Raw genomic sequence first — 26,731 nt, 5'->3', positions numbered from 1 at the left:
GTGACTTCAGGCTGGTCCCCACAGCCGCGACGCTCTTTCTGCCAGCCCACCGCGGCGTTTGGAGCGGGGCGTGGTTGCCCTTGGGTGCGAAATCAAGGAGGAGGCGGCCGAGGTGTGGGGGAGGGCCGCGGAAATCGGCCGCCGGGGGACATTCGCACCCAAGGGCAACCACGCCCCGCTGTGCCGCAAGCCCCCACATGAAAATGGTGTGAAGAAAGTCACGATTCTCACAATCTGAGACGAATCATAAGCTTGTGGATAAAGCTTGAACAAGTCTCTCAAGTTCGCCGCAAGTCATTGACCGGACTGGCGAAAACTCCCCACAGGACCTGTTGACAAGGCTGGGGGGCACTCCTAAGGTGGTGCCGTGTGGGAAGACCGGGAATATCGTGGTTTTCCAGCGCATGAAGCCCGCCGCAGACGGGCATGGAGTGGGCAGGCAAACGTGTTGCAGGGCGAGACCGCCATCACGATCGACGACAAGGGACGGCTGGCGATTCCGACCGGCTACCGGGAGATCGTCGCGTCCGATTTCGGCAACCGCCTGGTCATCACCTACAACCCGTTCGAGCGCGGCGCACTCTGGATCTACCCGCATGCGACCTGGGAAGGCGTGCGCGACAGCGTCAACAAGCTGTCCCGCCTGAAGGCCACCAACCGCGCCATGCAGCTGAAGCTGGTGGGCGCCGCATCGGTCGTCGAACCCGACGGCAACGGCCGCATCCCGATCCCGGCCAGCATGCGCAACGCGCTTGGCATCGAGAAGAAGGCCGTGCTGCTGGGCATGGGCGACAGGTTCGAACTCTGGAGCGAGCAGGCACATCGCGCGCAGATCGAGACGCCGCTGGGCGACGACGATCTCGGCGACGACCTGGTCGGGCTGCAGCTGTGACGGGGGGTGCCGCGGATGTCCGCTCCGCGCACCTTCCGGTCTTGTTCAAGCAGGTCATGGAAGGGCTGCGCGTGCGTGAGGACGGGACGTACCTGGATGGCACCTTCGGCCGTGGCGGCCATGCGCGCGGCGTGCTGCAGGCGCTGGGGAGTGGAGGCCGGCTGCTGGTGATGGACAAGGATCCCGATGCCATCGCGGTCGCCGAACGCGAGTTCGGCACGGATCCGCGCGTCTCGATCTTCCGCGGCAGCTTCGCCGCCCTGGGCCATTGGGAGGCGGCCGCAACGGGCCTCGACGGCGTGCTGTTCGACCTCGGCGTGTCCTCGCCCCAGCTCGACGTCGCCGAGCGCGGCTTCAGCTTCGGTCGTGACGGCCCGCTCGACATGCGCATGGATCCCGACTCCGGCGAGAGCGCGGCCGAGTGGCTGGCGCGCGCCTCGGCCGACGAGATCGCCGACGTGCTCTGGACCTACGGCGAGGAGCGCATGAGCCGCCGCATCGCGCGCGCCATCGTCGAGCGCCGCGCCGCCACGCCGCTGCTGCGCACCGGCCAGCTCGCCGAGCTGATCGCCTCGGTGATGCCGCGGCCCAAGCCCGGCCGCCACGAGATCCATCCCGCTACGCGCTCGTTCCAGGCCATCCGCATCCACGTCAACCAGGAGCTGGCGGACCTGGAGACCGGGCTCGCGGCCGCGCACGACGCGCTGCGTCCCGGTGGCCGGCTGGCGGTGATCAGCTTCCACTCGCTGGAAGACCGCATCGCCAAGCGCTTCATCGCCGCGCACGCGAAGCCGCCGGCGGGCAACCGCCGCCTGCCCGAAGCCGCGCCCTTCGTGCCGAGCCTGCGCGAGATCGGAGGCGCGATCCGCGCCGAAGCCGCCGAGGTCGCCGGCAATCCGCGCGCGCGCAGCGCCGTGCTGCGCGTGGCCGAGAAGCTGGAGGCCGCGGCATGACCCGCTTCCTCGCCCTCCTGCTGCTGGCCGCCAACGTCATCTCCGGCATCGGCGTGGTGCAGGCGCGCCACCAGCACCGCCAGCTGTTCGTCGAGCTGACCCGGCTGGTGGACGAGCGCGACGAGCTCAACATCGACTTCGGCCGCCTGCAGCTGGAGCAGGCCACCTGGGCCGAGGCCCACCGCGTCGACCAGGTCGCGCGCGCCCGGCTGGGCATGAAGTTCCCCGAGGCCGGCGAGATCGTGGTGGTGCAGCCATGAAGTTCCGTCGCGACCGCAACGGCACCGTCAGGCCCCGTGGCCGCGCGCAGTTCGACCTGCGCGGGCGGCTGAAGCTGATCGTTGGCGTGCTCGGCGCCTGCGGCGTGGTGCTGGTGGCGCGCGCGGTCGACCTGCAGCTGGTCGACAACGCCTACTACCAGCAGAAGGCCGACTCGCGCTTCCTGCGCGAGATCCCGATCCCGACCTCGCGCGGCATGATCACCGACCGCAACGGCGAGCCACTGGCGGTGTCGTCGCCGGTGGACAGCGTCTGGGGGAATCCGCAGGAACTGCTCAAGCACCCCGACCGCCTGCCGCAGCTGGCCGAAGCCCTCGGCGTGCCGCTCGACCATCTCGAGCGCCGCCTGGCGCAGCGCGCCGACAAGGAGTTCGTCTACCTCAAGCGCCGCATCAATCCCAGCGAGGCCGAGGCGATCCTGTCGCACAAGGTGCCCGGCGTGTTCTCTCAGCGCGAGTTCCGCCGCTTCTATCCGCAGGGCGAGGCGCTGGCGCACGTGCTGGGCTTCACCAACATCGACGACGCCGGCCAGGAGGGCGTGGAGCTGGCGTTCGACGAATGGCTGCGCGGTACCCCGGGCGCGCAGAAGGTGATCCGCGACCGCCGCGGCCGCATCGTCGAGAACGTCGACCTGGTGCGTGCGGCGCAGCCGGGCAAGGACCTGACGCTCAGCATCGACCGCCGCGTGCAGTACCTCGCGCACCGCGAGCTGCGCGCCACGCTCGAGCGCACCGGCGCCAGCGCCGGCTCGGTCGTGGTGATGGACATCGCCACCGGCGAGATCCTCGCCATGGCCAACCTGCCGACGTACAACCCGAACGCGGTGACCGGCGAACACCGCGACGCGCGCCGCAACCGCGCGGTCACCGACCTGATCGAACCGGGTTCGACGATCAAGCCGATCACCGTGGCCGCGGGCCTGTCGGCGGGCGTGATCACGCCGCACACGATCTTCGACACCAACCCGGGCTGGATTCCCAACGGCCGCTACCGCACCACCGACCACCGCAACCTCGGCGTCCTCGACACCACGGGCGTGATCACCAAGAGCTCGAACATCGGCACCTCGCGCATCGTCGAGAAGCTCGACAACGCCTATTTCCACGACTTCGTCGCCAGCCTGGGCTTCGGCCGCAGCACCGGCAGCGGCTTCCCGGGCGAGGCCTCGGGCCTGCTGCCTCCGGCTGGCAGCTGGAGCGGCACCACCAAGCAGACCATGAGCTACGGCTATGGCCTGTCGGCCACGCCGCTGCAGATCGCGCGCGCCTACGCCACGCTGGCCAACCACGGCCGCGCGGTGCGCCCGACCCTGGTCAAGGGCCAGCACGAAGAGCCCGAGCAGGTGATGGACGCCGGCGTGGCCGACACCGTGCTGAAGATGATGCAGACGGTCACCGAGCCCGGCGGCACCGCGATCCAGGCCGCGATCCCGGGCTACCACGTGGCCGGCAAGACCGGCACCGCGCGCAAGGCGTCTGGCGGCGGCTATTCGCGCCGCTACGTCTCCTTCTTCGCCGGCGTGGTGCCGGTGGAGCACCCGCGGTTCTCGATGGTGGTGGTGATCGACGATCCGGACCCCGCCAAGGGCATCTACGGCGGCGCCGTGGCCGGCCCGGTGTTCCAGAAGACCATGGACGGCGCGCTGCGCCTGATGGACGTGCCGCCGGACGACATCGAGACCTGGCTGGCCGAGCAGGCGAAGCAGCAGGAAAAGGAGCGCGCGCGCACTGCGCCGCGCCAGGCCGCCGCGAGCACGGCGTCGACCGCCGCGACGACCGGAGGCCGACCGTGAGCCGCCGCATGCGCCTGCGCGAACTGCTGCCCGACGTCGCCGGCGTGCCGGACGCGCTCGAGGTGTCGGGCCTGGTGCTCGACAGCCGCCAGGTGCGCGTGGGCGACGGCTTCGTCGCCATCGGTGGCTTCGGGACGCACGGGCTCCACTTCGCGGCGAAGGCGCTGGCCGACGGCGCCGCGGCGGTGATGTACGAACCCCCGGTCCCGGCCGACGTGCCCGCGCCGCCCGCCGGCGCGATCGCCGTGCCCGGGCTGCGCGCGCGCATGGGCGCGATGGCCGACGCCTTCCACGGCAGGCCTTCCGCGGCGATGGCGACGGTCGCGGTGACCGGCACCAACGGCAAGACCTCGACCGTGCAGCTGCTGGCGCAGGCCTGGGAGCTGCTCGGCCGCCGGGCCGCGACGATCGGCACGCTGGGCGCGGGCCTGCACGGCGAGGTGCGTCCGACCGGCTTCACCACGCCGCTGGTGCTGCAGGTGCACGAGCTGCTCGCGCAGCTGCGCGACGCCGGCGCACAGGCGGTGGCGATGGAGACCAGCTCGCACGCGCTCGACCAGGGCCGCGTGGACGCGGTGCACTTCCAGGTCGGCGTGTTCACCAACCTCACCCGCGACCACCTCGACTACCACGGCGACATGGCCACCTACGGCGCCGCGAAGGAACGCCTGTTCGCGATGCCGGGCCTCGAGGCCGCGGTGGTCAACATCGACGACGGCTTCGGCCGTGCGCTGTTCGCGCGCCTGCCGGCCGGGCTGCGCCGCATCGGCACCAGCGCGCGCGGCGACGCCGACGCCGAGGTCGCCGCGTCCGGCGTCATGCTCGACGCGGCCGGCATCGCCTTCGACCTGCGCGTGGGCGCGGACACGCTGCCCGTGCGCTCGCCGCTGCTGGGCCGCTTCAACGTCGAGAACCTGCTGGCGGTGGCCGGCGTGCTGCACGCGCAGGGCGTCGATGCCGCCGGCATCGCGCGCGCGCTGGCCAGGCTGGAGCCGATCGCCGGCCGCATGAACCGCCTCGGCGGCCACGATGGCCTGCCGCTGGTGGTGGTCGACTACGCGCACACCCCTGACGCCCTGGTGCAGGCGCTGGCGAGCGTGCGCGCGCACGCGGCCGGCCGCATCACCTGCGTGTTCGGCTGCGGCGGCGAGCGCGACCGCGGCAAGCGCCCCGAGATGGCCGCCGCGGCCGAGCAGGGCGCCGACGCCGTGGTGGTGACCGACGACAACCCGCGCGCCGAGGACGGCAACACCATCGTCGCCGACATCATGGCGGGCTTCAGCGATGCGTCCCGGGTCACGGTCGAGCGCGATCGCGCCGCGGCCATCACGCGCGCCATCGGCGCCGCCGGCCCCGGCGACATCGTGCTGGTCGCCGGCAAGGGCCACGAGCCCTACCAGGAGATCGACGGCGTGCGCCATCCCTTCGACGACCGCGACGTGGCGCAGCGCGCCCTCGGAGGCCGGGCATGAAGCCGATCGCGCTCTCGCGGATCGCACAGGCCTGCAACGGCCGCCTGCACGGCGACGACGTCGTGGTCGACGCGGTCGTGAGTGACAGCCGCACGCTGGCCCCGGTGGGCGCGCCGCTGTTCGTGGCGATCGCCGGCGAGAACTTCGACGGCCATGCGCACGTCGCCGCGGCCGCGGCCAGCGGCGCAGCCGCGGCGCTGGTGTCGCGCCAGGTGGACGCGCCGCTGCCCCAGGTCGTGGTCGGCGATACGGTCGAGGCGCTGGGGTCGCTGGCGCGGACCCTGCAGGCCGCGCGCGTCGGCCAGACGGTGGTCGCGATCACCGGCAGCAACGGCAAGACCAGCGTCAAGGAGCTCACGCTCTCGATCCTCGGCCGCTTCGCCTCCGTGGTCGCCAGCCCCGGCAACCGCAACAACGAGATCGGCCTGCCGCTGGCAATCATCGATGCCGACGACGCCGCGCGCTTCGCGGTTTACGAGATGGGCGCCGGCAAGCCGGGCGACATCGCCTACCTCGCGGCCATCGCGTCGCCGCGCGTGGCGCTGGTGAACAACATCGCGCCGGCGCATCTCGAGCGCATGGGCACGATCGCCAACGTCGCCGACGTCAAGGGCGCGATCTACGACGCGCTGCCGGCCGACGGCACCGCGGTGGTCAATGCCGACGACGCGTTCGCCTCGTTCTTCGCCGAGCGCGCGCACGGCCGCCGGATCCTCCGCTTCGGCTTCGGGCCGCGCGCCGACGTGCGCGTGCGCGACCTCGCGCTGCGCGAGGACGGCAGCGACTTCGTGCTGGAGACGCCGGCCGGCGAGGCCGCCGTGTCGCTGGCGCTGCCGGGCCGGCACAACGTCGCCAACGCCATGGCGGCGGCGGCGCTCGCGCTGGCCTGCGACGCGCCGCTGGCCGCGATCGCCGAGGGCCTGACCCTCGCGCGCCCGGTGCAGGGACGCCTGGTGCGCCGGCGCCTGCCGGGTGCGTGGCTGGTGGACGACAGCTACAACGCCAATCCGGGTTCGCTGGCCGCGGCCATCGACACGCTGGCCGCGGCCAGCGGCGGCGGCTGGCTGGTGCTGGGCGACATGCGCGAGCTGGGCGACGACGCGGAAGCGCTGCACGCGGCCGCCGGCCGCCGCGCGCGCGAGGCCGGCGTTGCTCGGCTGTTCGCGCTGGGCACGCTGGCGGCGAAGGCGGCCGAGGCGTTCGGCGAAGGTGGCGAAGTGTTCGCCTCCCACGCCGGACTGGCCACCGCCGTCGCGGACGCCCTGGCGTCCATCTCTCCTGCAGGTCGTCCGGCCACGGAGGCGGGTGCTCCGGTGCCCACGGTGCTGGTGAAGGGTTCGCGCGGCAGCGCGATGGATCGCGTGGTCCACGCGCTGCTTGAAGGAGTCGACACCGATGCTGCTTGAACTCACCCGCTGGCTGCAGCAGCTCGAGGGCCTGTTCGGCCTGTTCGGCTACCTGACCTTCCGCGGCATCCTCGCGGCCCTGACCTCGCTGGCGCTGTCGCTGTGGTGGGGCCCGGCGGTGATCCGCAAGCTCGCGCAGTACAAGGGCGGCCAGCCGATCCGCCAGGACGGCCCGCAGACGCACTTCTCCAAGGCCGGCACGCCGACGATGGGCGGCGGCCTGATCCTGATCACGGTGCTGGCCTCGGTGCTGCTGTGGGGCGACCTGCGCAGCAAGCACGTGTGGCTGGTGCTGCTGGTGATGGCCGGCTTCGGCGCCATCGGCTGGTGGGACGACTGGATCAAGATCGTCAAGCGCGATCCCAACGGCATGCGCTCGCGCACCAAGTACGCGCTGCAGTCGGTGATCGGCCTGGCCGCGGGCCTGTTCCTTTGGTTCACCGCCGACACGCCGGTGGCGACCACGTTCTACATCCCGTTCTTCAAGGCGGTAGCGCTGCCGCTGGCCGGCGTCTCGTTCGTGGCGATCGCGTATTTCTGGATCGTCGGCTTCTCCAACGCGGTCAACCTGACCGACGGCCTGGACGGGCTGGCGATCATGCCGACGGTGCTGGTGGCCTGCGCGCTGGGTGTGTTCGCCTACGCCTCGGGCCACGCCCAGTTCGCCGAGTACCTGCAGATCCCGCGCGTGCCCGGCGCCGGCGAGCTGGTGATCATCTGCGCGGCGATCGCGGGTGCGGGCCTCGGCTTCCTGTGGTTCAACACCTATCCGGCGATGGTGTTCATGGGCGACATCGGCGCGCTGGCGCTGGGCGCCGTGCTCGGCACCATCGCGGTCATCGTGCGCCAGGAGCTGGTGCTGGTGGTGATGGGCGGCATCTTCGTCATCGAGACGCTCTCGGTGATGATCCAGGTCGCCAGCTTCAAGCTCACCGGCAAGCGCGTGTTCCGCATGGCGCCCATCCACCACCACTTCGAGCTCAAGGGCTGGCCGGAGCCGCGCGTGATCGTGCGCTTCTGGATCATCTCGGTGATCCTCGTTCTGGTCGGCCTGGCCACGCTGAAGGTGCGCTGATGGACAGGACCCACGAGCGCAGCACGCAGGCGGTCCGCCTCGAGTCCATCGGCGGGCGCTACGACCCGTGGATGCTCGGCGCCGCGCTGGCGCTGGCCGCGCTCGGCATCGTCATGGTCGGCTCCAGTTCGATCGCCATCGGCGAGGAACTGGGCGTGGGCCAGCACTACTTCCTGGTCCGGCACGTGGTGTTCATGGGCCTCGGCGGCGTGCTTGCGTTCATGGCCATGCGCCTGGAGCTCAAGACCGTCGAGCGCTACGACCGGCTGCTGCTGCTGGCCTGCTTCCTCGCCCTGCTGGCGGTGTTCATCCCGGGCCTGGGCTCGAGCGTCAACGGCGCGCAGCGCTGGGTGAACCTGGGCGTGTCGAAGTTCCAGGCGGTCGAGGCGGTCAAGGTGATGTACATCGTCTGGCTCGCCAGCTACCTGGTCCGCTTCCGCGACGAGGTCAACGCCACCTGGGGCGCGATGCTCAAGCCGATCGGCGTGGCCATCGTGCTGATGGCGATGCTGGCCTTGCAGCCGGACTTCGGCTCGCTGGCGCTGATCCTGGCGATCACCGCCGGCATGCTGGTGCTGGGTGGCGTGCACCTGCCGCGCATGGCCGCGCCGGTGCTGCTGCTGCTGCCGGTGCTGGCGGCCGTGGCGATCGCCGAGCCCTACCGCATGCGCCGCCTGACCTCGTTCATGGATCCCTTCGCCGATCCGTTCAACAGCGGCTACCAGCTGGCCAACGCGCTGATGGCGGTGGGCCGCGGCGAGTTCTGGGGCGTGGGCCTGGGCGCCTCGATCCAGAAGCTCAACTACCTGCCCGAAGCGCATACCGACTTCATCCTGGCGGTGATCGCCGAGGAGCTCGGCTTCGTCGGCGTGTGCCTGGTGATCGGCCTGTACGCGCTGCTGGTCGGCCGCGCCTTCCTGGTCGGCCTGCGCTGCGTCGAGAACCGCCGCCATTTCGCCGGCTATATCGCCTTCGGCATCGCGCTGTGGATGAGCCTGCAGACGCTGGTGTCGATCGGCGTGAACCTCGGGCTGCTGCCGACCAAGGGCCTGACCCTGCCGTTGGTCTCGTCGGGCGGATCCAGCGTGATGATGACCTGCGCCGCGGTCGGCCTGCTGCTGCGCGTGTCCTACGAACTCGATCGGACTCAGCGCCAGGTCGCCCGCCTGCGCGGCGAAGCGGCCGCGCCCGCCGCATCCCCGGCCCCGATGCCGGCCACCGCCCAGCCCGTGCCGTCGCTGGCCGCGCGCGGCACCAGCCGCCTGCGCCAGCGCATCGAACCCAGGCTCAGCCCCGGAGCACAGGCATGATCCGTCGCCTCCACGACACCCACGGCGTGCCGATGGCCGACTTCGCGCGGCGGCACTCGCGCGTCCACTTCATCGGCATCGGCGGCACCGGCATGAGCGGCATCGCCGAAGTGCTGTGCACGCTGGGCTACCAGGTCTCGGGCTCGGACATGGCCGACAGCGCGGTCACGCGCCGCCTGGCCGGCCTCGGCGCCACCGTGCACCGCGGCCACGCCGCCGCGAACGTGCTCGGCACCGACTGCGTGGTGGTGTCGAGCGCGATCCGGCCCGACAACCCCGAACTGATGGAGGCGCGTGCGCAGCGCATCCCGGTGGTGCCCCGCGCGGAGATGCTGGCCGAGCTGATGCGCTTCCGCCGCGGCGTGGCCGTGGCCGGCACGCATGGCAAGACCACCACGACGTCACTGCTGGCGAGCGTGCTCGCCGAAGGCGGACTGGATCCCACCTTCGTCATCGGCGGCAAGCTGCTGGCCGCCGGCGCCAACGCGCGCCTGGGTGGTGGCGACTGGCTGGTGGCCGAGGCCGACGAAAGCGACGGCAGCTTCCTGCGCCTGAACCCGCTGGTGGCCATCGTCACCAACATCGACGTCGACCACCTGGAGAACTACGGCGGCGACTTCGCGCGCGTGCAGCAGGCGTTCTCCGAGTTCCTGCACCGGCTGCCGTTCTACGGCCTGGCGGTGCTGTGCATCGACGATCCCGAGGTCGCGGCGCTGGCCGGTGCGGTGTCGCGCCACGTCATGACCTATGGCTTCCATGCCGACGCCGACGTGCGCGCCCAGAACGTGCGCCAGGACGGCCCGACCATGCACTTCGACCTCGTGCTTCCCGACGCCTCCGCCACGCCGATGGAGCTGGCGATGCCGGGCCGCCACAACGTGCAGAACGCGCTCGCCGCCGCCGCCGTGGCCTGGGAACTGGGCGTCAAGCCCGCCGCCATCCGCGCCGCGCTGGCGAAGTTCGAGGGCGTCGGCCGCCGCTTCAACCGCCTCGCCGAACTCACGACCGCGCGCGGCGCGACGGTGCAGCTGGTCGACGACTACGGCCACCACCCGCGCGAACTCGCCGCGGTGTTCGCCGCCGCGCGCGGCGGCTGGCCCGACAAGCGCCTGGTCGTCGCCTTCCAGCCGCACCGCTACAGCCGCACCCGCGACCTGCTCGACGACTTCGCCGGCGTGCTGTCCGACGTCGACGCGCTGGTGCTGACCGAGGTCTATCCGGCGGGCGAGCAGCCGCTGCCCAACGCCGACGCGCGCGCGCTGGCGCGTGCGATCCGCGCCCGCGGCCGCATCGACCCCGTGGTGGTGAATGGCCCCGGCGACCTGCGCGAGGTCCTGCCCGACATCCTCGAGGACGGCGACCTGCTGCTGGTGATGGGCGCCGGCGACATCGGCCAGGTCTCGCAGAGCCTGGCCACCGAAGGCTTCCCGGCCGCAGGAGAGGGCGCATGAGCATGTCGCTTCCACCGCCGCGCGTGACCGACCCCGCCGCCTTCGGCCGCGTGGCCGTGCTGCTGGGCGGCGACACCAGCGAGCGCGAGGTGTCGCTGGACTCCGGCGCGGGCGTGCTCGAGGCGCTGCGCTCGCGCGGCGTCGACGCACAGCCCGTCGACGGCGTGCCGGCGCTGCTGGCCGCGCTGCAGGCCGGGCGCTTCGACCGCGTCTTCAACATCCTCCACGGCGGCGCCGGCGAGAACGGCACCGTGCAGGGCCTGCTCGACGCGCTGGGCGTGCCGTACACCGGCTCGGGCGTGCTCGGCAGCGCGCTGACCATGGACAAGATCCGCACCAAGCAGGTGTGGCTGTCCGAAGGCCTGCCCACGCCGCGCTACGAGCGCCTGGCGAAGGGCGCCGACCTCCGTGCCGCGGCCGCGCGCCTGGGCTACCCGGTGTTCGTGAAGCCGTCGTCCGAAGGCTCCAGCGTCGGCGTGTTCCGCGTGCTGTCGGAGGCCGACCTCGCGCCGGCCATCGAGTTCGCCTCGCGCTACGACGGCGAGCTGCTCATGGAGCAGATGGTGCGCGGCGACGAACTGACCGTCGGCATCCTCGGCGACATCGCGCTGCCGTCGATCCGCATCGTGCCCGCGGGCGAGTGGTACGACTACCACGCCAAGTACGTCGCCGAGGACACGCAGTACCTGTGCCCGGGCCTGGACGGTGAGGACGAGGCGGCGATCCGCGACCTGGCCCTGCGCGCCTTCCGCGCCGCCGCCTGCAGCGGCTGGGGCCGGGTGGACGTGATGCGCGACCGCGAGCGCGGCCTGCAGCTGATCGAGGTGAACACCGCGCCGGGCATGACCAGCCACTCGCTGGTGCCCAAGGCCGCCGCGCAGCTGGGATGCGACTACGCCGGGCTGTGCTGGCGCGTGCTGGAGCAGACGCTGTGAACGCGCTGGCGCGGATCCTTGCCTGGACGCTGGCGGTGGCGCTCGTCGCGTTGCCGGTCGTCGCCGTGGTCCAGGGCTGGATCGGCGCCGAGCGCTGGCCGCTGCGCACGCTGCGCATCAACGACAACCTGCAGCAGGTCGACCCGGACGTGGTGCGCGAGGCGGTGCTGCCCTACGCGCGGCAGGGCTTCTTCGCCGTGCGCCTGGACGAGGCCCGCGCGGCCGTCGCGCGCCTGCCCTGGGTCGAGCAGGCCGAGGTCTCCAAGCGCTGGCCGGACGTGCTCGAAGTGCGCGTCAGCGAGCACCGTCCGTATGCGCGCTGGGGCGACGAGCGCCTGCTGTCGCAGCAGGGTCGCGTGTTCCCGGCCGCCGACGTCGACGTGCCCCAGGGGCTGCCGCTGCTGCACGGTCCCGACGGCCGCGTCGAGGACGTAGTCGAGCTCTACCAAGAGGCCAGCGGCCTGTTCGCCCCGGCCGGCTACGGCGTGCGCGCGCTGCTGCTCGACAACCGCGGCAGCTGGGCGATGGTCCTCTCCAATGGCACCGAAGTGGTCATCGGCAGCCACCAGGCCCGCATCCGCATGGCGCGCTTCGCGCGGCTGCTGCCGCAGTTGCTGCAGCAAAAGCAGCTGCCGCTGTCGCGCGCCGACCTCCGATACACGAATGGCTTCGCCCTGACCTGGGCCGAGGAAAGCAACGCATGAACCGCAAAGGCGACAAGGCCCTGATCGTCGGCCTCGATATCGGCACCTCCAAGGTGGTGGCCCTGGTGGGCGAGTATTCGCCGGGCAACCCGATCGAGGTGATCGGCATCGGCAGCCACGAATCGCGCGGGCTCAAGCGCGGCGTGGTCGTGGACATCGAATCCACGGTGCAGTCGATCCAGCGCGCCATCGAGGAAGCCGAGCTCATGGCCGGCTGCGACATCCGCTCGGTCTATGCCTCGATCTCGGGCAGCCACGTGCAGTGCAAGAACTCGCCCGGCATCGTCCCGATCCGCGATGGCGAAGTCACCTGGTCCGACCTCGACCGTGTGCTCGACGCCGCCAAGGCGGTCGCGATCCCGGCCGATCAGAAGATCCTGCACGCGATCCCGCGCGAGTACGTGCTGGACGATTCGCAGGAAGGCATCCGCAACCCGGTCGGCATGACCGGCGTGCGCCTGGAAGTGCACGCGCACCTGGTGGTCTGCGCGCAGTCGGCCGCCGCCAACATCTCCAAGTGCGTGCAGCGCTGCGACCTGCAGATCGACGACCTCGTGCTGTCGTCGCTGGCCTCCAGCACCGCGGTGCTGACCAGCGACGAGCGCGAGCTGGGCGTGGTGATGGTCGACATCGGCGCCGGCACCACCGACCTGGCCGTCTTCGTGCAGGGCGCGATCTGCCACACCTCGTCGCTGCCCATCGCCGGCGACAAGGTCACCGAGGACATCGCGCACATGCTGCGCACGCCCACGCCCGAAGCCGAGCAGATCAAGGTCCGCTACGCCTGCGCGCTGGCGCAGCTGGCCACCAGCGAGGAGTCGATCCAGGTGCCGTCGGTCGGCGACCGCCCGCCGCGCCGCCTGCCGCGGCAGTCGCTGGCCCAGGCCGTGCAGGCCCGCTACGAGGAGATCTTCGAGATGGTGCAGGCCGAACTGCGCCGCTCGGGCTTCGAACAGCACGTGCGCGCCGGCATGGTGCTCACCGGTGGCGCCGCGAAGATGGAAGGCGTGGTCGAACTGGCCGAGGAGATGCTGCAGATGCCGGTGCGCGTGGGCATTCCGCAGCACGTCACGGGCCTGGGCGAAGTGGTCAACAACCCGGTGCACGCCACCGGCGTCGGCCTGCTGCTGATGGGCAGCCAGATCGAACATCCGCGCCGCCCCGTGCTGCCCACCGGGCGCGCGGGCAGCGTGCTCAAGAAGCTCAAGACCTGGTTCCAGGGGGAGTTCTGACCATGGACCGGCAGCCACGACATCAGCGACGACGACGAAAACGGAAGCGGCAGACCAGCAGTACCGCGCGACACACATAACAACAAGAACCAGCACCACATAACGACATCAGAGAGGACTACGGACATGGCGCACTTCGAACTGGTTGAAAAGATGGCCCCCAACGCCGTCATCAAGGTCATCGGCGTGGGCGGCGGCGGTGGCAACGCCGTCAACCACATGGTCAACAGCAGCGTGGACGGCGTGGAGTTCATCACCGCCAACACCGACGCGCAGGCGATCAAGAACTGCGGCTCCAAGCTGCAGCTGCAGCTCGGCACCAGCGTCACCAAGGGCCTGGGCGCGGGCGCGAACCCCGAGGTCGGCCGCCAGGCCGCGCTCGAGGACCGCGACCAGATCATGGAGGCGCTGCAGGGCGCGGACATGGTGTTCATCACCGCCGGCATGGGCGGCGGCACCGGCACCGGCGCCGCGCCGGTGGTGGCGCAGCTCGCCAAGGAGATGGGCATCCTGACCGTGGCCGTGGTCACCAAGCCGTTCCCGTTCGAAGGCCGTCGCCGCATGCAGGTCGCGCTCAAGGGCATCGAGGAGCTGGCCGCCAGCTGCGACTCGCTGATCACCATCCCGAACGAGAAGCTGATCACCGTGCTCGGCCGCAACGCCACCATGGTCCAGGCCTTCCGCGCCGCCAACGACGTGCTGCTGGGCGCCGTGCAGGGCATCGCCGACCTGATCGTCCGCCCGGGCCTGATCAACGTCGACTTCGCCGACGTGCGCACCGTGATGGGCGAGATGGGCCTGGCGATGATGGGCACCGGCACCGCCCGCGGCGACGACCGCGCGCAGGCCGCCGCCGAGTCCGCGATCCAGAACCCGCTGCTCGACGACGTCAACCTGGCCGGCGCCAACGGCATCCTGGTCAACATCACCGCCGGCCCCGACTTCACCATGAGCGAGTTCGACGAGGTCGGCCGCACGGTGGAGAACTTCGCCAGCGAGGACGCGACCATCGTCATCGGCACCGTGCTCGACCCGGACATGCAGGACGACGTGCGCGTCACCGTCGTGGCCACGGGCCTCAACGCCAACCGCGGCCGCAGCACCGGCCACGGCCGCGGCGAGTCCAGCTACCAGGAGCCGCAGCGCCGTCCGCACGTGCAGCTGATCAACACCGGCGGCCGCCGCGACGGCACCACCGGCATGCTGATCGAGGACGAGGTGCAGCCGGTGGCCGCGACCGGCGGCTTCGGCCTGCGCCGCGCCTCCGCCGAGCCCGCGGCACCGGCCACCCCGGCGGTCGCCGACTTCGGCGGCAACGACTCCGGCTACCTGGACATCCCGGCCTTCCTGCGCCGCCAGGCCGACTGAGCCGAAGGGGCCCCGCCAGCGGGCCCCGTGTGTCCCGTGCCCCGGTCGCTCCTGCGTCGCAGGAGCGGCCACGGGTGCGCACGGCCGGCCGTCCTCGCGTGGCCATCGCGGCCGTTGCCGCTCCTGCAGGATGCACGGCGGCATCGGACGCGCAGATCGCTGCGATAGCCACCGCGGGCCGCCGGGACACAGCGTCCCCGCGGACGGTCCGGCAGGCCCCGCCGACGCCGTTCAGGTCAAGCGTGCCGCGTGCTAAATTGCGAACCGCTTTCATCTATGGTCGCCGCATGCGGCCGTAACGGACCCAGAGCCCCCGCGAATGGCCCAGCAGCGCACCATCAGGAACGTCACCCGTGCCACCGGCGTGGGGCTGCACAGCGGCGAAAAGGTCTACATGACCCTGCGCCCGGCACCGCCGGACACGGGCATCGTGTTCCGCCGCATCGACGTCGAGCCGCCGGTCGAGATCCCGGCCGAGGCCACCCTGGTCACCGAAACCACCCTGTGCACCGGCCTGTCCACGGACGGCGCCAACGTGCAGACCGTCGAACACCTGATGTCGGCGCTGGCCGGCCTGGGCATCGACAACATCATGGTGGAGCTGTCGGCGCCCGAGGTGCCGATCATGGACGGCTCTTCGGGCCCGTTCGTGTTCCTGCTGCAGTCGGCCGGCATCGTCGAGCAGGACGCGCCCAAGCGCTTCATCCGCGTGACCCGTCCGGTCGAGGTGCGCGACGGCGACAAGATCGCCCGCTTCGAGCCCTTCGACGGCTTCCGGCTGGGCTTCACCATCGACTTCAACCACCCCGCGATCCCGACCACGCGCTCGCGCGCGGAAGTCGAGTTCTCCACCGAGAACTACATCCGCGAGGTCAGCCGAGCCCGCACCTTCGGCTTCATGCGCGACCTGGAGTACATGCGCGACCGCAACCTGGGCCTTGGCGGCTCGATGGACAACGCCATCGTGCTCGACGACTTCCGGGTGCTGAACGAGGACGGCCTGCGCTACGCCGACGAGTTCGTCCGCCACAAGATCCTCGACGCGGTGGGCGACCTCTACCTCGCCGGTCGCCCGATCATCGGGGCCTTCGAGGGCTACAAGTCCGGCCACGCGCTCAACAACAAGCTGGTGCGCGCGCTGCTGGCCGAGGAGGGCGCCTGGGAGGAGGTCACCTTCCCCGGGACCACGTCCAGTCCGGTCACCTACGGCGCCCTCCAGCCCGCCGCCTGACCCGCGTCCACCGTCTCCCTGTAGGAGCGGCTATAGCCGCGACCATCGCTCCGGCGCACCGATGATTCCGGTGCAGCGGATGGTTCCGGTATGGCGGGACATCCGGTCGCGGCTATAGCCGCTCCTACAGGTAAAGCGGGGGCGCGCAGCGTCCCCCGCCAGGCCGGTCAGCCGCCCTCACGGACCTGTCCAGCGCCTGTCCCGCCTTCACGCGTTCTTGCCGTGAAGCGCACGTTTTAATGAAAAATTAACGAAAAACCTGCCAAAACGACCGTCGCGGTTAACGTTTCGGGCGGCCATGGCCGTTAGGATGCCCCGTCGGCCCGGAAGCGGGTCGTCGAATTCAGGACCCGTCGCTGCCGTCATCCCCCGGGATGCGCAGGGACGCCAAGGCATCCCGCAGCCCCTCCGGTGCGGACGCCGACAGCGGACGTATGGCCGTTTCGACCCGCGCAGGCGGGAACAGCGGCTGGGTGGTCGTCCTGACCCTGAGCTCCCGGACATCCAGCCCCTTCGAACGGGCGGCGTCCAGGAGCGCTGGAGCGGCAAGCCTGAGGCTGGCGTTCCACAGTGGCGAATCCACCAGGTACACGAGCCTCGCGCCATCCACATTCGCAAGTCGCGCGTGCGCGGCGAGTGAAACCGGAAGGGATGGACGCAGGGCGCGGTCGAGCGCGTCGAGCCACATGGCGCGCCTGATCGGGGAGTGGCCGTTTGGATCGGCCGCCAGCGCGTCGAGTGCGACGCGCGGACCTTTGGGGGAAGCCACTCAGGCTCTGCCGGCAGACATGGTGATATGACTTTACAACGTACGCTTCTTCATTCGCAGGCCTGGATCCTGCACTACGTCCGCCGCGGCGGCAGGCGCATCGGCGCCCTCGTCGGCAGGCAGCCGCTGGCAGTGGCCGCGGCGACGCTCATCGTCGGGGCCACCCTCGGGGCCGCCATCCAGGCGGGCGAGGTCAACGCGCTGCGCGCCGAACTGGCCAGCCAGGACGCCCAGCTCGAGGACACCCGCCGGGCCGCCCAGCGCGAGGTCAACGCCCTGGCCGCGCGCCTGGGCGAACTGCAGGCCGAGGCCACCCGCCTCAATGCCCTGGGCGACCGCCTGACCCGCGTGGCCCAGCTTGGCGACGGCGAGTTCGACTTCAACAGTCCGGTCGGCGTCGGCGGCCTCGGCCCCGTGCGCGACATGCCCGCCGGCGAGCTGCGCGAGGGCATCACCGGCATCGACGCCGACTTCGCGGCCGCCGGCGGCCAGTTGTCGGTGCTGGAGGCGCTGCTGTTCAACCGTGAGCTCGATCGCAACGCGGTGCCGTCGCGCTCGCCGGTGGCGTCGAGCTACGTCACCTCCGGCTTCGGCCGCCGCGCCGATCCCTTCGGTGGCGGCGCCGCCTGGCACAAGGGCATCGACTTCGACGCCCGCACCGGCGACCCGGTGCTGGCGGTGGCCGACGGCGTGGTCAGCTTTTCCGGCGTGCGCTCGGGCTACGGCAACGTGGTCGAGATCGACCACGGCAACGGCTACGTCACCCGCTACGCGCACAACTCGCGCAACACCGTGCAGGTGGGCGACCTGGTGCGCGTGGGCGGCGAGATCGCCAAGGCCGGCAGCACCGGCCGCAGCACCGGCGCGCACGTCCACTTCGAGGTCTGGGAGAACGGGCGGGTGATGAACCCGCGCAAGTTCCTCGGCGAGCAGCACTGACCCGGACCGGTCCCACCCTGTAGGAGCAGCTATAGCTGCGACCCCGGCCTCCACGCCCTCCGGATGATGTGGTCGCAGCTATAGCTGCTCCTACAGGAGGGTCGAAGCGTCGGGTCGCGGTCGCGAAGGGCTTGATAGGCGGTCCCGGGACCCCCACGCTACAATGCCGCGGCCAGCAGGAAAGGGCGCCATGCGCCCTTTTCCCGTTTCCGGGCAAGCCATTGCCCGGGGCCATCCACTCCTCCAACCGGTCACCCAATGCTCAATCGCCTGCTCACCAGCGTCTTCGGCAGCCGCAACGAACGCATCGTCGGTCAGTTCAACAAGGTCGTCGCGAAGATCAACGCGCTCGAGCCGGAGATGCAGGCGCTCTCCGACGCCGAGCTGCAGGGCAAGACCGCCGCGTTCAAGCAGCGCATCGCCAGCGGCGAAGCGCTCGACAAGATCCTGCCGGAAGCCTTCGCCGTCTGCCGCGAGGCCTCGGTCCGCGTGCTGGGCATGCGCCACTACGACGTGCAGCTGGTCGGCGGCATGGTGCTGCACACCGGCAAGATCGCCGAGATGCGCACCGGCGAGGGCAAGACCCTGGTCGCGACGCTGGCGGTGTACCTCAACGCCCTTGAAGGAAAGGGCGTGCACGTGGTCACGGTGAACGACTACCTGGCGCGCCGCGACGCCGCGCAGATGGGCAAGCTCTACAACTGGCTCGGCCTGAGCGTGGGCGTGGTCTACCCGGGCATGCCGCACGGCGACAAGCACGCCGCCTACGGCGCCGACATCACCTACGGCACCAACAACGAATTCGGCTTCGACTACCTGCGCGACAACATGGCGCTGTCGAAGGAGCAGCGCTACCAGCGCGGCCTGCACTACGCGATCATCGACGAGGTCGACTCGATCCTGATCGACGAGGCGCGCACGCCGCTGATCATCTCCGGCCCCGCCGACGAAACGCCCGACCTCTACATCAAGGTCAACCGCATCGTTCCCGAGTTCACCCGCCAGGCCGACGAGCAGTCCGAAGGCGACTACTGGGTGGACGAGAAGGGCAAGCAGGTGCACCTGTCCGAGGCCGGCCAGGAGCTGGCCGAAAACCTGCTGCGCCGCGCCGGCATCCTCGGCGAGGACGACGGCCTGTACGACCCGCACAACATCCACGTCGTGCACCACCTCAACGCCGCGATGCGCGCGCACGCGATCTACCAGCGCGACGTCGACTACATCGTGCGCGACGGCGAAGTGATCATCGTCGACGAGTTCACCGGCCGCACCCTGCAGGGCCGCCGCTGGTCCGACGGCCTGCACCAGGCGGTCGAGGCCAAGGAAGGCGTGCCGGTGCAGCGCGAGAACCAGACGCTGGCCAGCATCACCTTCCAGAACCTGTTCCGCATGTACGGCAAGCTTTCGGGCATGACCGGCACCGCGGACACGGAAGCCTTCGAGTTCAACAGCATCTACAACCTCGAAGTGGTGGTGATCCCGACCCACCGCCCGATGATCCGCGTCGACCATCCCGACGCCGTGTTCCTCAACCGCGCCGGCAAGTACCGCGCGGTGGTCAACGAGTTGAAGGAAGCGCACGCGCGCAACCAGCCGGTGCTGGTCGGCACGACCTCGATCGAAGTGTCCGAGATGCTCGGCCAGCAGCTGACCGAGGCCGGCATCCACCACGAGGTGCTCAACGCCAAGCAGCACGAGCGCGAGGCGACCATCGTCGCCCAGGCCGGCCGTCCGGGCGCGGTCACAATCGCCACCAACATGGCCGGCCGCGGCACCGACATCGTGCTCGGCGGCTCGCTGGAAGCCGAGATTGCGGCGCTCGAGGCCGAGCAGGGCGAGGTCGACGACGCCACCCGCGCGCGCCTGAAGGCCGCCTGGCAGGAGCGCCACGACCTGGTCAAGGCCGCCGGCGGCCTGCACATCGTCGGCACCGAGCGCCACGAGTCGCGCCGCATCGACAACCAGCTGCGCGGCCGCTCCGGCCGCCAGGGCGACCCGGGTTCGAGCCGCTTCTACCTGTCGCTCGAAGACAACCTGATGCGCATCTTCGCCGCCGACTGGGTGCAGAAGGTCATGGCGCGCATGGGCCTGAAGGAAGACGACATCATCGAGTCGCCTCTCGTCAGCAAGCAGATCGCCAACGCCCAGCGCAAGGTCGAGGCCCACAACTTCGACATCCGCAAGAACCTGCTCGACTTCGACGACGTCAACAACGACCAGCGCAAGGTGATCTACGGCCAGCGCAACGAGCTGCTCGAGGCCGATGACATCCGCGACAACATCGCCGGCATCCGCACCGACGTGGTCGGCGACCTGGTCGAGCGCTTCGTGCCGCCGGATTCGGTCGACGACCAGTGGGACATCGCCGGCCTGCAAGCGACGCTCGAGTCCGAGCTGGGCATGCAGGTGGACCTGGCGGGCTGGGTCGCCGCGCAGGCCGAGATCGACGCCGACGGCATCCTCGCGCACGTGCAGCAGGTGGTGGAGGAGAGCGTGGCCGCGAAGGAGGCCTCGATCGGCGCCGAGACCATGCGCATGCTCGAGAAGCACATCATGCTCAGCGTGCTCGACGACAACTGGAAGCAGCACCTCGCGCGCATGGACTACCTGCGCCAGGGCATCCACCTGCGCGGCTATGCCCAGAAGCAGCCGAAGCAGGAATACAAGAAGGAAGCCTTCGAGCTGTTCTCCGAGATGCTCGACAAGGTCAAGCGCGAAGTGGTGACGATGCTCGCCCGCGTGCGCGTGCGCACCGAGGAGGAAGTCGCCGCGCTGGAAGCGCAGGAGCGTGCCCAGGCAGAGGCCCAGGCCCGTCGCATGCAGTTCCAGCACGCCGACAGCGGCGGCTACAGCGCCGACGAGGAAGCCGCCACGCCCGACTACCAGTACGGCGACGCCTCCGGCGACGACGGCATGCCCAAGGTCGGCCGCAACGATCCCTGCCCCTGCGGCAGCGGGAAGAAGTACAAGCATTGCCATGGGCAGCTCGGCTGACCCATCCAGCACCGTTTCTCCTGTAGGAGCAGCTACAGCTGCGACCCACGTTGCCGCGACGACTGGCAGTCGCAGCTATAGCTGCTCCTACAACAGCCGCGTTGGAGGAGCGGCGCGGTGAAGGTCGTCGATGTCGTCGCCGCCGTCATCACCGACGCCCGCGGGCGGATCCTGCTGGCGCGGCGCACCGAAGGCCGGGACCTCGCCGGCCTGTGGGAATTCCCGGGTGGCAAGCGCGAGCCCGGTGAAACCCCCGAAGCCGCCTTGGCGCGCGAGCTGCACGAGGAGCTCGGCATCGACGCCCGCGTGGGCGCGCACCTGATCACCGTGCCGCAGCGCTATCCGGACAAGCGCCTGCGCCTGGACGTGCGCCACGTCACCCGCTGGACCGGCGTCCCCCGCGGCCGCGAAGGCCAGGCCCTGGCCTGGGTACCGCCGCACAAGCTGTCGAGCTACGCCATGCCGCCGGCCGACATCCCCGTGGTGGCCGCGTTGCTTCAGCCCGACCGCTACGCCATCACTCCGGGCCTCGCCGATCTCCCTTCCTGCAGGAGCGGTCACAGCCGCGACCACGCCTGCGGTGAAGCAATCGTGTCTCCAGCCGCGCCTGCAACTGCGGACCCGGACGCCGCCGCGACGGCCTGGCTCGCCGGGCTGGATGCAACGCTGGCTACCGGCATCTCCCGCCTCCAGCTCCGCCTGCCCGGCGCCGCCCCGGGACTGTTCCGCGAACTCGCGATCGCCGCCGCCGCACGCTGCCGCCGCAGCGGCGCGGAGCTGCTGCTCAACGCTGACATGGCCCTGGCCTGCGAACTGGGCGTCGGCGTGCACCTGCGCTCGTCGCAGCTCGCCACGCTCGCCGAACGTCCCGTGCTGGCCGAAGGCGCGCTGCTGGCGGCGTCGTGCCATACGGCCGGGGATCTCGCGCATGCGGCCCGGCTGGGCTGCGATTTCGCCGTGCTGGGCGCTGTGAAGCCGACGGCGACGCATCCCGGCCAACCGGGCATCGGCTGGGAGGCATTTGCAGCGTTGCGGGAGTCGGTGAGCTTGCCCGTGTACGCGATCGGAGGGTTGAAGCCCGACGACAGGGGCGACGCCAGACGCCAGGGCGCGCAGGGCATTGCCGGGATACGCGCATTGTGGAGTGGCTGGGCTGCATAGGGGCCCACGGCCGCGTCGCAGACCGGCGCCCGAATCAGGATTCCCCGACGGCGCGTCCGCTGCTGGGTGCGGCATGCTCGACCTCCACCCGCAATGGAGATTGTCATGGAAGACGCGAATGCAGGTCGCGCACATCGCGTGCACTCCTGCCTGCCAGCCGCACTCGCCTTCACGGCAGTCCTGGCTCTGTTCGCTGGACCCACCGGCGCCGCGACGCCCGACGGCGCGTCCGGAGCCGGCGCGCAGAGCATCTGGATCGGGACCCGGGACTGTGCCCGTGACGCCATGGTCCAGCAGGTTCGCCATCCTGCGGAAGCCGCCATGCTGGCCTCCGGGCGGGTGACCTTGCCGGGGACGGGATACAGCTTCGCGGTGCCCGAGCTGCCCGGAGGCGGGAAACCTGTCGTGACGATCGTCGAGGGCGACCGCTCGCGCGGCTTCACCGATCACTCCATCCTGTTCGCGCGCGACCTCGACGCTCCGCCGATCGCGGCCGTGGTGTTGACCGAATTGCCCGAACGACTGCAGACAGGCCGCCCCATCGACACGCTTGTCAGCATGATGACCCTGCAACTCGATAGCGCACGATCCGTAGCGGGACTGCCCGTCACCTTCGTGCATCTCCCGGAGTACCCGGTCGCGGGGCTGGAGATGCTCGTTTTCGGCCGCGCCGCGTCGCCGTGCTTCCCGATATCCCGCTTCAACGCCCAGCCAGACATCCTGACCACCATGGGCATCAGCCAGTTCGCCGTCGATGACCGCTACCTGCTCGAGGTCTCGCTCATCGTGCCGCTGGCTCCCGGCTCAAGCCAGGTCATGCCCAGGCAGGCGCGCGAGGAGATGAACCGGTTCGTGCAGGCCATGGGGGGGGCGCGCATGCCCGTTGGCACGCCGCCGCCGGATCAGGCAGGGCGGTGATCGCCGTCAGCCGACATCGAACTGCTGGTGCGGGCGGGCGAATCCCGGGCTTGACGGACCTGCCGGAGCCGAATAGCGTCGCCCAAGCCCCATAAGGACATGGATGCATGCGCAGACGACGCGGAACGCGCGCAAGCCTGCTGGTCGCAATGGTCGCGGTCGTGGCCGGCGTGGCGCTGGTGCAGGGATGCAATGCGGTGGATCGCAGGCCCGACCCGACAAGCCCTCCGCCGGGACATGGCCCGTATACGGGCACCGTTGCGGATTGGCCGCTGTGGTTCCCGCGGCATTACTTCGGGACGGACTGCTTTTCCGTCAGGGCATGTCGAATCGACTATGGCGGGCTTCCGCACTTGTACGAGACGCGCCAGCCAACGTTCGAGTCGCTGGGCCGGCCGGTTGAAAAAGTTCTGCGCGCCAGTACAGGTCCGATACGCAACTTCCCGCCACCTGCCGAAGTGACCTGGACAACGCTGGATGGCGTAGAGCTTTCGGCCATTGTCGACATCGCGGAGATTTTCGCGGACCGTCTGGTGCGGCACCCAGTTCCGCGCGATGACATCATGCGGAACGCCCACATTCCGTTTCCAGGAATCATCCTGGTCGTGGATGGCCGGACCATCCATGTCTACATGAGCACATGGATCCCGCTGAAGGAATCCCGTAAGCCCGGGAATCCCGTGGGCGACTTGCATACCGGGCTGGTGCACGTCCACTCGCGAACGTACTGACCGCGACCGTCTGCAATCAAGGAGGATTGCATGGCTGACTACAGGCTGACCCCCGATGGCGTCCAGGCACGTCAACTGACGGATGAAGAGCAGAGTCTGCTGCTTCAAGCCAAGGCGCGGATGCATCAACTACGCGTGCCCCGTCTGCTGGAACGGCCGAATGACCGGCTTTTCGTGGCCGCGCTCGATGGTACGGGCAACAGCGTATACAGGGACTTTCATGGCAACCACACCGTTGTCGCGCAACTCAAACAGAAGCTGGAACAGCTGAGGCATCCGGCGATCGCCATTGGCTACGTGGAGGGCGTCGGCACACAGGGCGGACTCCTGACCGCAGCGCATGACGCGGCCTCCGCCGCCACGTTCGAGGCTCGCGTGGAAGAGGCCTACCTGAGGTTCTGCGAGCAGGCGGCCGCCTGGATCCAGGAGGATCCCGGCGTCCGCATCCACATCGCCGGCGTCGGCTTCAGTCGCGGCGCGGAAGCGGCCGCTGCGCTGCTGCGTCTGGTCCACGATCGTGGTATCCGCGATCCCGTCGGCGCCGACGTCCGCTTCGATGACGACAATGTCCTGACCCGCATCCGCTGGGCCGACCGCCCGCTGCTCGTTCCGCCGGGCCAGACGGCGCAAGTCGCGCTGCTGCTGGACCCGGTGGCGACCGGTTTGAGCGACATCGATCGACGCCTGCCGCCGTCCAACGTGAGTACCGTGCAGTTCACCAGCTTGCAGGAGTCCAGGGATCATTTCACTGCGACCTTGCACGTGCCGTTCGGCATCTCGTCGCGCGGACGGGTGGCGAACTTCCTGATCGGTGGCGCGCACGCCGACATCGGCGGTGGCTATCTGATCGACGGCACCAGCCGCGAAGTGCTGAACATGGGCATCGACATGTTCAACGCCATGCTCGACGAGCCACGACTCCAGAAGGTGCCGGTGGCCACGGACCCGCGCATGTACGTGGCCCACAGCTCCGACCAGCACCTCGGTGGCGCTTGGCCTACGGTCTTTCACGCCCACTTTGGGCGTCGGATCATGCATACGGAGATCTCGCCCGAGTGCCGGATCACCGCGCCGGCCCCGTGCCTGCGAGAGCCTGTCGACCAGCACCTGGCAGACAGGCTGCAGTGGCACCACGTGAGGGTGACGCGGGCTCCGGGTGGCACCGATGCGAAGCTCGAGATGGCGGCGGCCGCGATCTCAGACATGCACGCGCGCGACGCCGGTCTGATCGACGCGGTGGTCGCGCACAGCTGGATGCCCGGTCGTGCGGAGGCGCTGGTGGCAAGGGAGCATGTACGGCTGCTGTTCGATCGGTTGGGCGATGCGGCCAAGCAGGGTGATGTTCCCGGCATGTGGGAGGTGGCCCGGACCTACGTGGACCTGGTGCCCGGTGGACATGTCTTCCGGTCCGCTCATGGCCTGGCCCGCGCCTGGTCGGACTCGCGCGAGCATGTGCGGGCGTCCGCAAACCCCGAACACATCGCCGGATTCACTGAGCCGGGGCACGCGCTGGTGCCCCCCAGCCTCCAGCCCGACGTGGCTCCCTCCCCGCATCGATGAATACAACGCCGCCGGAGGGGACCGACCCGCGCGAGTTCGCCCTGCAGCTGGCTGCAGTAGCTGCGCGTCTGGACGAACGCAGCGCACAAGCCGTGGAACAGGTGGAAGCGGCAAGTGCAGCCTTGGCGAGGCAAGGCGCGACCGCCGCGCAAGCGCTGGCAGTGGAACGCACCCAAGTGGTGGCCGCCGGGCACCAGGCACACGTGGCCCGTGTCCGGTGGGTCTGGCTCGCATCGGCCGCCCTGCTGCTCGGGTCGCTGGTGGCGATCACCGGCGCGGGTCTGGCACTGGATTCGGCCAGGCGCGAACTCGATGCCATCCATCGGGAGAGGGCGCTCCTGCAAACCATCAACGGGGCCGACCTCAGCGTGTGCGGCGAGCGACTGTGCGCGCGCATCGAAGGCAGCGCGGCAGGGGATTACAGGCCGGTCGCGGCAAGACTTCCACCGGTGCCGGGTCCATGAGCCTGCTTCTCGCCTGGCTCAACCTTCGGGTCATGTTGATGTACTGCCTGGTCGGTCCACTCGTGGCCCTGTTACCGCTGCTGATGGCGTTCCCCCCGATGGGAGACACCCGCAGCCCGTCACTTTTAGAGATCGTCCTGCTGGCCTATGGGCTGTTGTTGCCTCCGTTCGCGCTCATCGGTGCGTTGGTGTCGGTGCTGTGGCGGATTCCAGTGGTGGGGCGAAGCCGCGTCCTCCGGATCCTCGGAGCCGCACTCGCAGGAGCCGTCGTGGCGCATCCCTTCGGCCACAGCGTCAGCGTCATCTTCGACGGTCTTCCTATCCTCGAGGTCATCGCTGCAGCGGTGTCCGGTGCATGCGCGGCCATAGGCATGGCCTGGACCGCGGCATGGAATTTCAAGGTTGACCGGGTTTCGCGCCCGATGTGAGCAGGTAGCGTCGGTGCAGCGACGCCACCTCGGCATCCAGCGCCTCGAGCGGCACATCATTGACGATCACATCATCCGCCACTGCCAACCGTTCTCCGCGCGTGGCCTGGGCGCGGATCATCCGCCAGGCCAGCGCCTCGTCGATGCCGTCGCGCCTGAGCAGGCGTTCCAGCTGCACCTCCACCGGCACGTCCACCACCAGCACCCGGTCCACCCAGGGCGCGTAGGCCTCGGCGCCGGCTTCGGCGAACAGCGGAATTGCGGCGATCGCGTAGGGTCCCGGCGCGGCCTCGCAGGCGGCGCGCAGCGCGGCGCGCACGCGGGGGTGGATGATGGCTTCGAGGCGACGGCGCGCGGCCTCGTCGGCAAACACCCGCCGCCGCATCGCGGCGCGGTCCATGGTGCCGTCCGGGCCGAGCGCTCCGGGGCCAAAGGCCTGCACCACCTCGGCCAGGCCCGGCGTACCGGGCGCCACGACCTCGCGCGCGGCGATGTCAGCATCGGCCACGTGCAGCCCGAGGGCGCGGAAGCGGCGTTCGACCTCGGACTTGCCCGAGGCGATGCCGCCGGTCAGGGCAACGGTGTAGTGGGCCATGCGGGAAAGTCTGGCTGGAAATGCCCGGGGCCGCCAGCGCGCTTCACCCGCAACGCCCGACCCGGCGGGGCC

The 26,731-nt window shown here is 70.2% G+C and carries 24 protein-coding genes; 22 read left to right on the top strand and 2 right to left on the bottom strand.

Annotated elements, in window-relative coordinates; genetic code table 11:
* Positions 1-445: 445 nt before the first annotated feature.
* The 14 genes from H9645_RS08105 to lpxC all read left to right on the top strand — a co-directional run bounded on the left by H9645_RS08105 (position 446) and on the right by lpxC (position 16,100).
* Entirely contained in the window at positions 446-892 is a 447-nt protein-coding gene (locus tag H9645_RS08105; protein ID WP_191729188.1) for a division/cell wall cluster transcriptional repressor MraZ, read from the top strand.
* Positions 889-1,845, top strand: a complete 957-nt coding sequence (gene rsmH, locus H9645_RS08100) for a 16S rRNA (cytosine(1402)-N(4))-methyltransferase RsmH (protein WP_318240511.1) — start codon at positions 889-891, stop codon at positions 1,843-1,845. Before H9645_RS08105 ends, rsmH begins: the two co-directional genes overlap by 4 nt.
* The gene (gene ftsL, locus H9645_RS08095) at positions 1,842-2,105 is read left to right on the top strand and encodes a cell division protein FtsL (RefSeq protein WP_191729187.1); all 264 of its coding nucleotides are present in this window, start codon (positions 1,842-1,844) and stop codon (positions 2,103-2,105) included. Before rsmH ends, ftsL begins: the two co-directional genes overlap by 4 nt.
* Positions 2,102-3,916, top strand: coding sequence for a peptidoglycan D,D-transpeptidase FtsI family protein (locus H9645_RS08090; RefSeq protein ID WP_191729186.1), 1,815 nt, complete (start codon positions 2,102-2,104; stop codon positions 3,914-3,916). The genes ftsL and H9645_RS08090 overlap by 4 nt, the downstream gene beginning before the upstream one ends.
* A complete protein-coding gene (locus H9645_RS08085; RefSeq protein ID WP_191729185.1) occupies positions 3,913-5,388 on the top strand; it encodes a UDP-N-acetylmuramoyl-L-alanyl-D-glutamate--2,6-diaminopimelate ligase in 1,476 nt (491 codons plus the stop codon). The genes H9645_RS08090 and H9645_RS08085 overlap by 4 nt, the downstream gene beginning before the upstream one ends.
* The gene (locus tag H9645_RS08080; RefSeq protein WP_191729184.1) at positions 5,385-6,794 is read left to right on the top strand and encodes a UDP-N-acetylmuramoyl-tripeptide--D-alanyl-D-alanine ligase; all 1,410 of its coding nucleotides are present in this window, start codon (positions 5,385-5,387) and stop codon (positions 6,792-6,794) included. Before H9645_RS08085 ends, H9645_RS08080 begins: the two co-directional genes overlap by 4 nt.
* Complete coding sequence (gene mraY / locus H9645_RS08075) at positions 6,784-7,869, top strand: phospho-N-acetylmuramoyl-pentapeptide-transferase (RefSeq protein WP_191729183.1); 1,086 nt, start codon at positions 6,784-6,786, stop codon at positions 7,867-7,869. The genes H9645_RS08080 and mraY overlap by 11 nt, the downstream gene beginning before the upstream one ends.
* Positions 7,869-9,179: a putative lipid II flippase FtsW gene (ftsW, locus tag H9645_RS08070; RefSeq protein ID WP_191729182.1), complete on the top strand. Its 1,311-nt coding sequence runs from the start codon at positions 7,869-7,871 to the stop codon at positions 9,177-9,179. Before mraY ends, ftsW begins: the two co-directional genes overlap by 1 nt.
* On the top strand, positions 9,176-10,630 hold the full coding sequence (gene murC / locus H9645_RS08065) for a UDP-N-acetylmuramate--L-alanine ligase (RefSeq protein ID WP_191729181.1): 1,455 nt from the start codon (positions 9,176-9,178) through the stop codon (positions 10,628-10,630). The genes ftsW and murC overlap by 4 nt, the downstream gene beginning before the upstream one ends.
* Entirely contained in the window at positions 10,627-11,565 is a 939-nt protein-coding gene (locus tag H9645_RS08060) for a D-alanine--D-alanine ligase (RefSeq protein ID WP_189498655.1), read from the top strand. The genes murC and H9645_RS08060 overlap by 4 nt, the downstream gene beginning before the upstream one ends.
* Complete coding sequence (locus tag H9645_RS08055) at positions 11,562-12,269, top strand: cell division protein FtsQ/DivIB (RefSeq protein ID WP_191729180.1); 708 nt, start codon at positions 11,562-11,564, stop codon at positions 12,267-12,269. The genes H9645_RS08060 and H9645_RS08055 overlap by 4 nt, the downstream gene beginning before the upstream one ends.
* Entirely contained in the window at positions 12,266-13,501 is a 1,236-nt protein-coding gene (gene ftsA / locus H9645_RS08050) for a cell division protein FtsA (protein WP_189498659.1), read from the top strand. The genes H9645_RS08055 and ftsA overlap by 4 nt, the downstream gene beginning before the upstream one ends.
* Positions 13,502-13,627: 126 nt before the next feature.
* Positions 13,628-14,869, top strand: coding sequence for a cell division protein FtsZ (gene ftsZ, locus H9645_RS08045; RefSeq protein WP_191729179.1), 1,242 nt, complete (start codon positions 13,628-13,630; stop codon positions 14,867-14,869).
* 319 nt (positions 14,870-15,188) lie between these two features.
* Entirely contained in the window at positions 15,189-16,100 is a 912-nt protein-coding gene (gene lpxC, locus H9645_RS08040; RefSeq protein WP_191729178.1) for a UDP-3-O-acyl-N-acetylglucosamine deacetylase, read from the top strand.
* 343 nt (positions 16,101-16,443) lie between these two features.
* On the opposite strand, the gene H9645_RS08035 is transcribed toward lpxC, so the two are convergent.
* Positions 16,444-16,869, bottom strand: a complete 426-nt coding sequence (locus H9645_RS08035; protein ID WP_318240510.1) for a DciA family protein — start codon at positions 16,867-16,869, stop codon at positions 16,444-16,446.
* Between the two features lie 27 nt (positions 16,870-16,896).
* Here H9645_RS08035 and H9645_RS08030 point away from each other — a divergent pair, with 27 nt between their 5' ends.
* The 8 genes from H9645_RS08030 (at position 16,897) to H9645_RS07995 (ending at position 26,064) form a co-directional block, all read left to right on the top strand.
* Positions 16,897-17,808, top strand: coding sequence for a M23 family metallopeptidase (locus H9645_RS08030; RefSeq protein ID WP_191729176.1), 912 nt, complete (start codon positions 16,897-16,899; stop codon positions 17,806-17,808).
* A 258-nt stretch (positions 17,809-18,066) separates the two neighbouring features.
* Positions 18,067-20,802: a preprotein translocase subunit SecA gene (secA, locus tag H9645_RS08025; protein WP_191729175.1), complete on the top strand. Its 2,736-nt coding sequence runs from the start codon at positions 18,067-18,069 to the stop codon at positions 20,800-20,802.
* A gap of 117 nt (positions 20,803-20,919) precedes the next feature.
* Positions 20,920-21,963 (top strand): 8-oxo-dGTP diphosphatase MutT, encoded by a 1,044-nt coding sequence (gene mutT, locus H9645_RS08020; protein WP_318240509.1) that lies wholly within the window; start codon positions 20,920-20,922, stop codon positions 21,961-21,963.
* A gap of 105 nt (positions 21,964-22,068) precedes the next feature.
* Positions 22,069-22,881 (top strand): hypothetical protein, encoded by an 813-nt coding sequence (locus tag H9645_RS08015; protein ID WP_191729174.1) that lies wholly within the window; start codon positions 22,069-22,071, stop codon positions 22,879-22,881.
* A gap of 107 nt (positions 22,882-22,988) precedes the next feature.
* A complete protein-coding gene (locus tag H9645_RS08010) occupies positions 22,989-23,612 on the top strand; it encodes a hypothetical protein (RefSeq protein ID WP_191729173.1) in 624 nt (207 codons plus the stop codon).
* Between the two features lie 30 nt (positions 23,613-23,642).
* The gene (locus H9645_RS08005) at positions 23,643-25,172 is read left to right on the top strand and encodes a phospholipase effector Tle1 domain-containing protein (RefSeq protein ID WP_191729172.1); all 1,530 of its coding nucleotides are present in this window, start codon (positions 23,643-23,645) and stop codon (positions 25,170-25,172) included.
* Positions 25,169-25,636 carry a hypothetical protein gene (locus tag H9645_RS08000; RefSeq protein WP_191729171.1) on the top strand — a complete coding sequence of 156 codons (468 nt, stop codon included), beginning with the start codon at positions 25,169-25,171 and terminating at the stop codon, positions 25,634-25,636. The genes H9645_RS08005 and H9645_RS08000 overlap by 4 nt, the downstream gene beginning before the upstream one ends.
* The gene (locus H9645_RS07995) at positions 25,633-26,064 is read left to right on the top strand and encodes a hypothetical protein (protein ID WP_191729170.1); all 432 of its coding nucleotides are present in this window, start codon (positions 25,633-25,635) and stop codon (positions 26,062-26,064) included. Before H9645_RS08000 ends, H9645_RS07995 begins: the two co-directional genes overlap by 4 nt.
* Here H9645_RS07995 and coaE read toward each other — a convergent pair.
* A complete protein-coding gene (gene coaE, locus H9645_RS07990; protein ID WP_191729169.1) occupies positions 26,033-26,659 on the bottom strand; it encodes a dephospho-CoA kinase in 627 nt (208 codons plus the stop codon). The two genes, H9645_RS07995 and coaE, sit on opposite strands and share 32 nt — an antisense overlap.
* Between the last annotated feature and the right edge of the window lie 72 nt (positions 26,660-26,731).

This window comes from Luteimonas colneyensis (assembly GCF_014836665.1).
In the GTDB taxonomy this organism is placed as follows: Bacteria; Pseudomonadota; Gammaproteobacteria; order Xanthomonadales; family Xanthomonadaceae; genus Luteimonas; species Luteimonas colneyensis.
The sequence above is the reverse complement of the archived record's forward strand: the minus strand, read 5'-3'. Positions and strand labels throughout refer to the sequence as shown.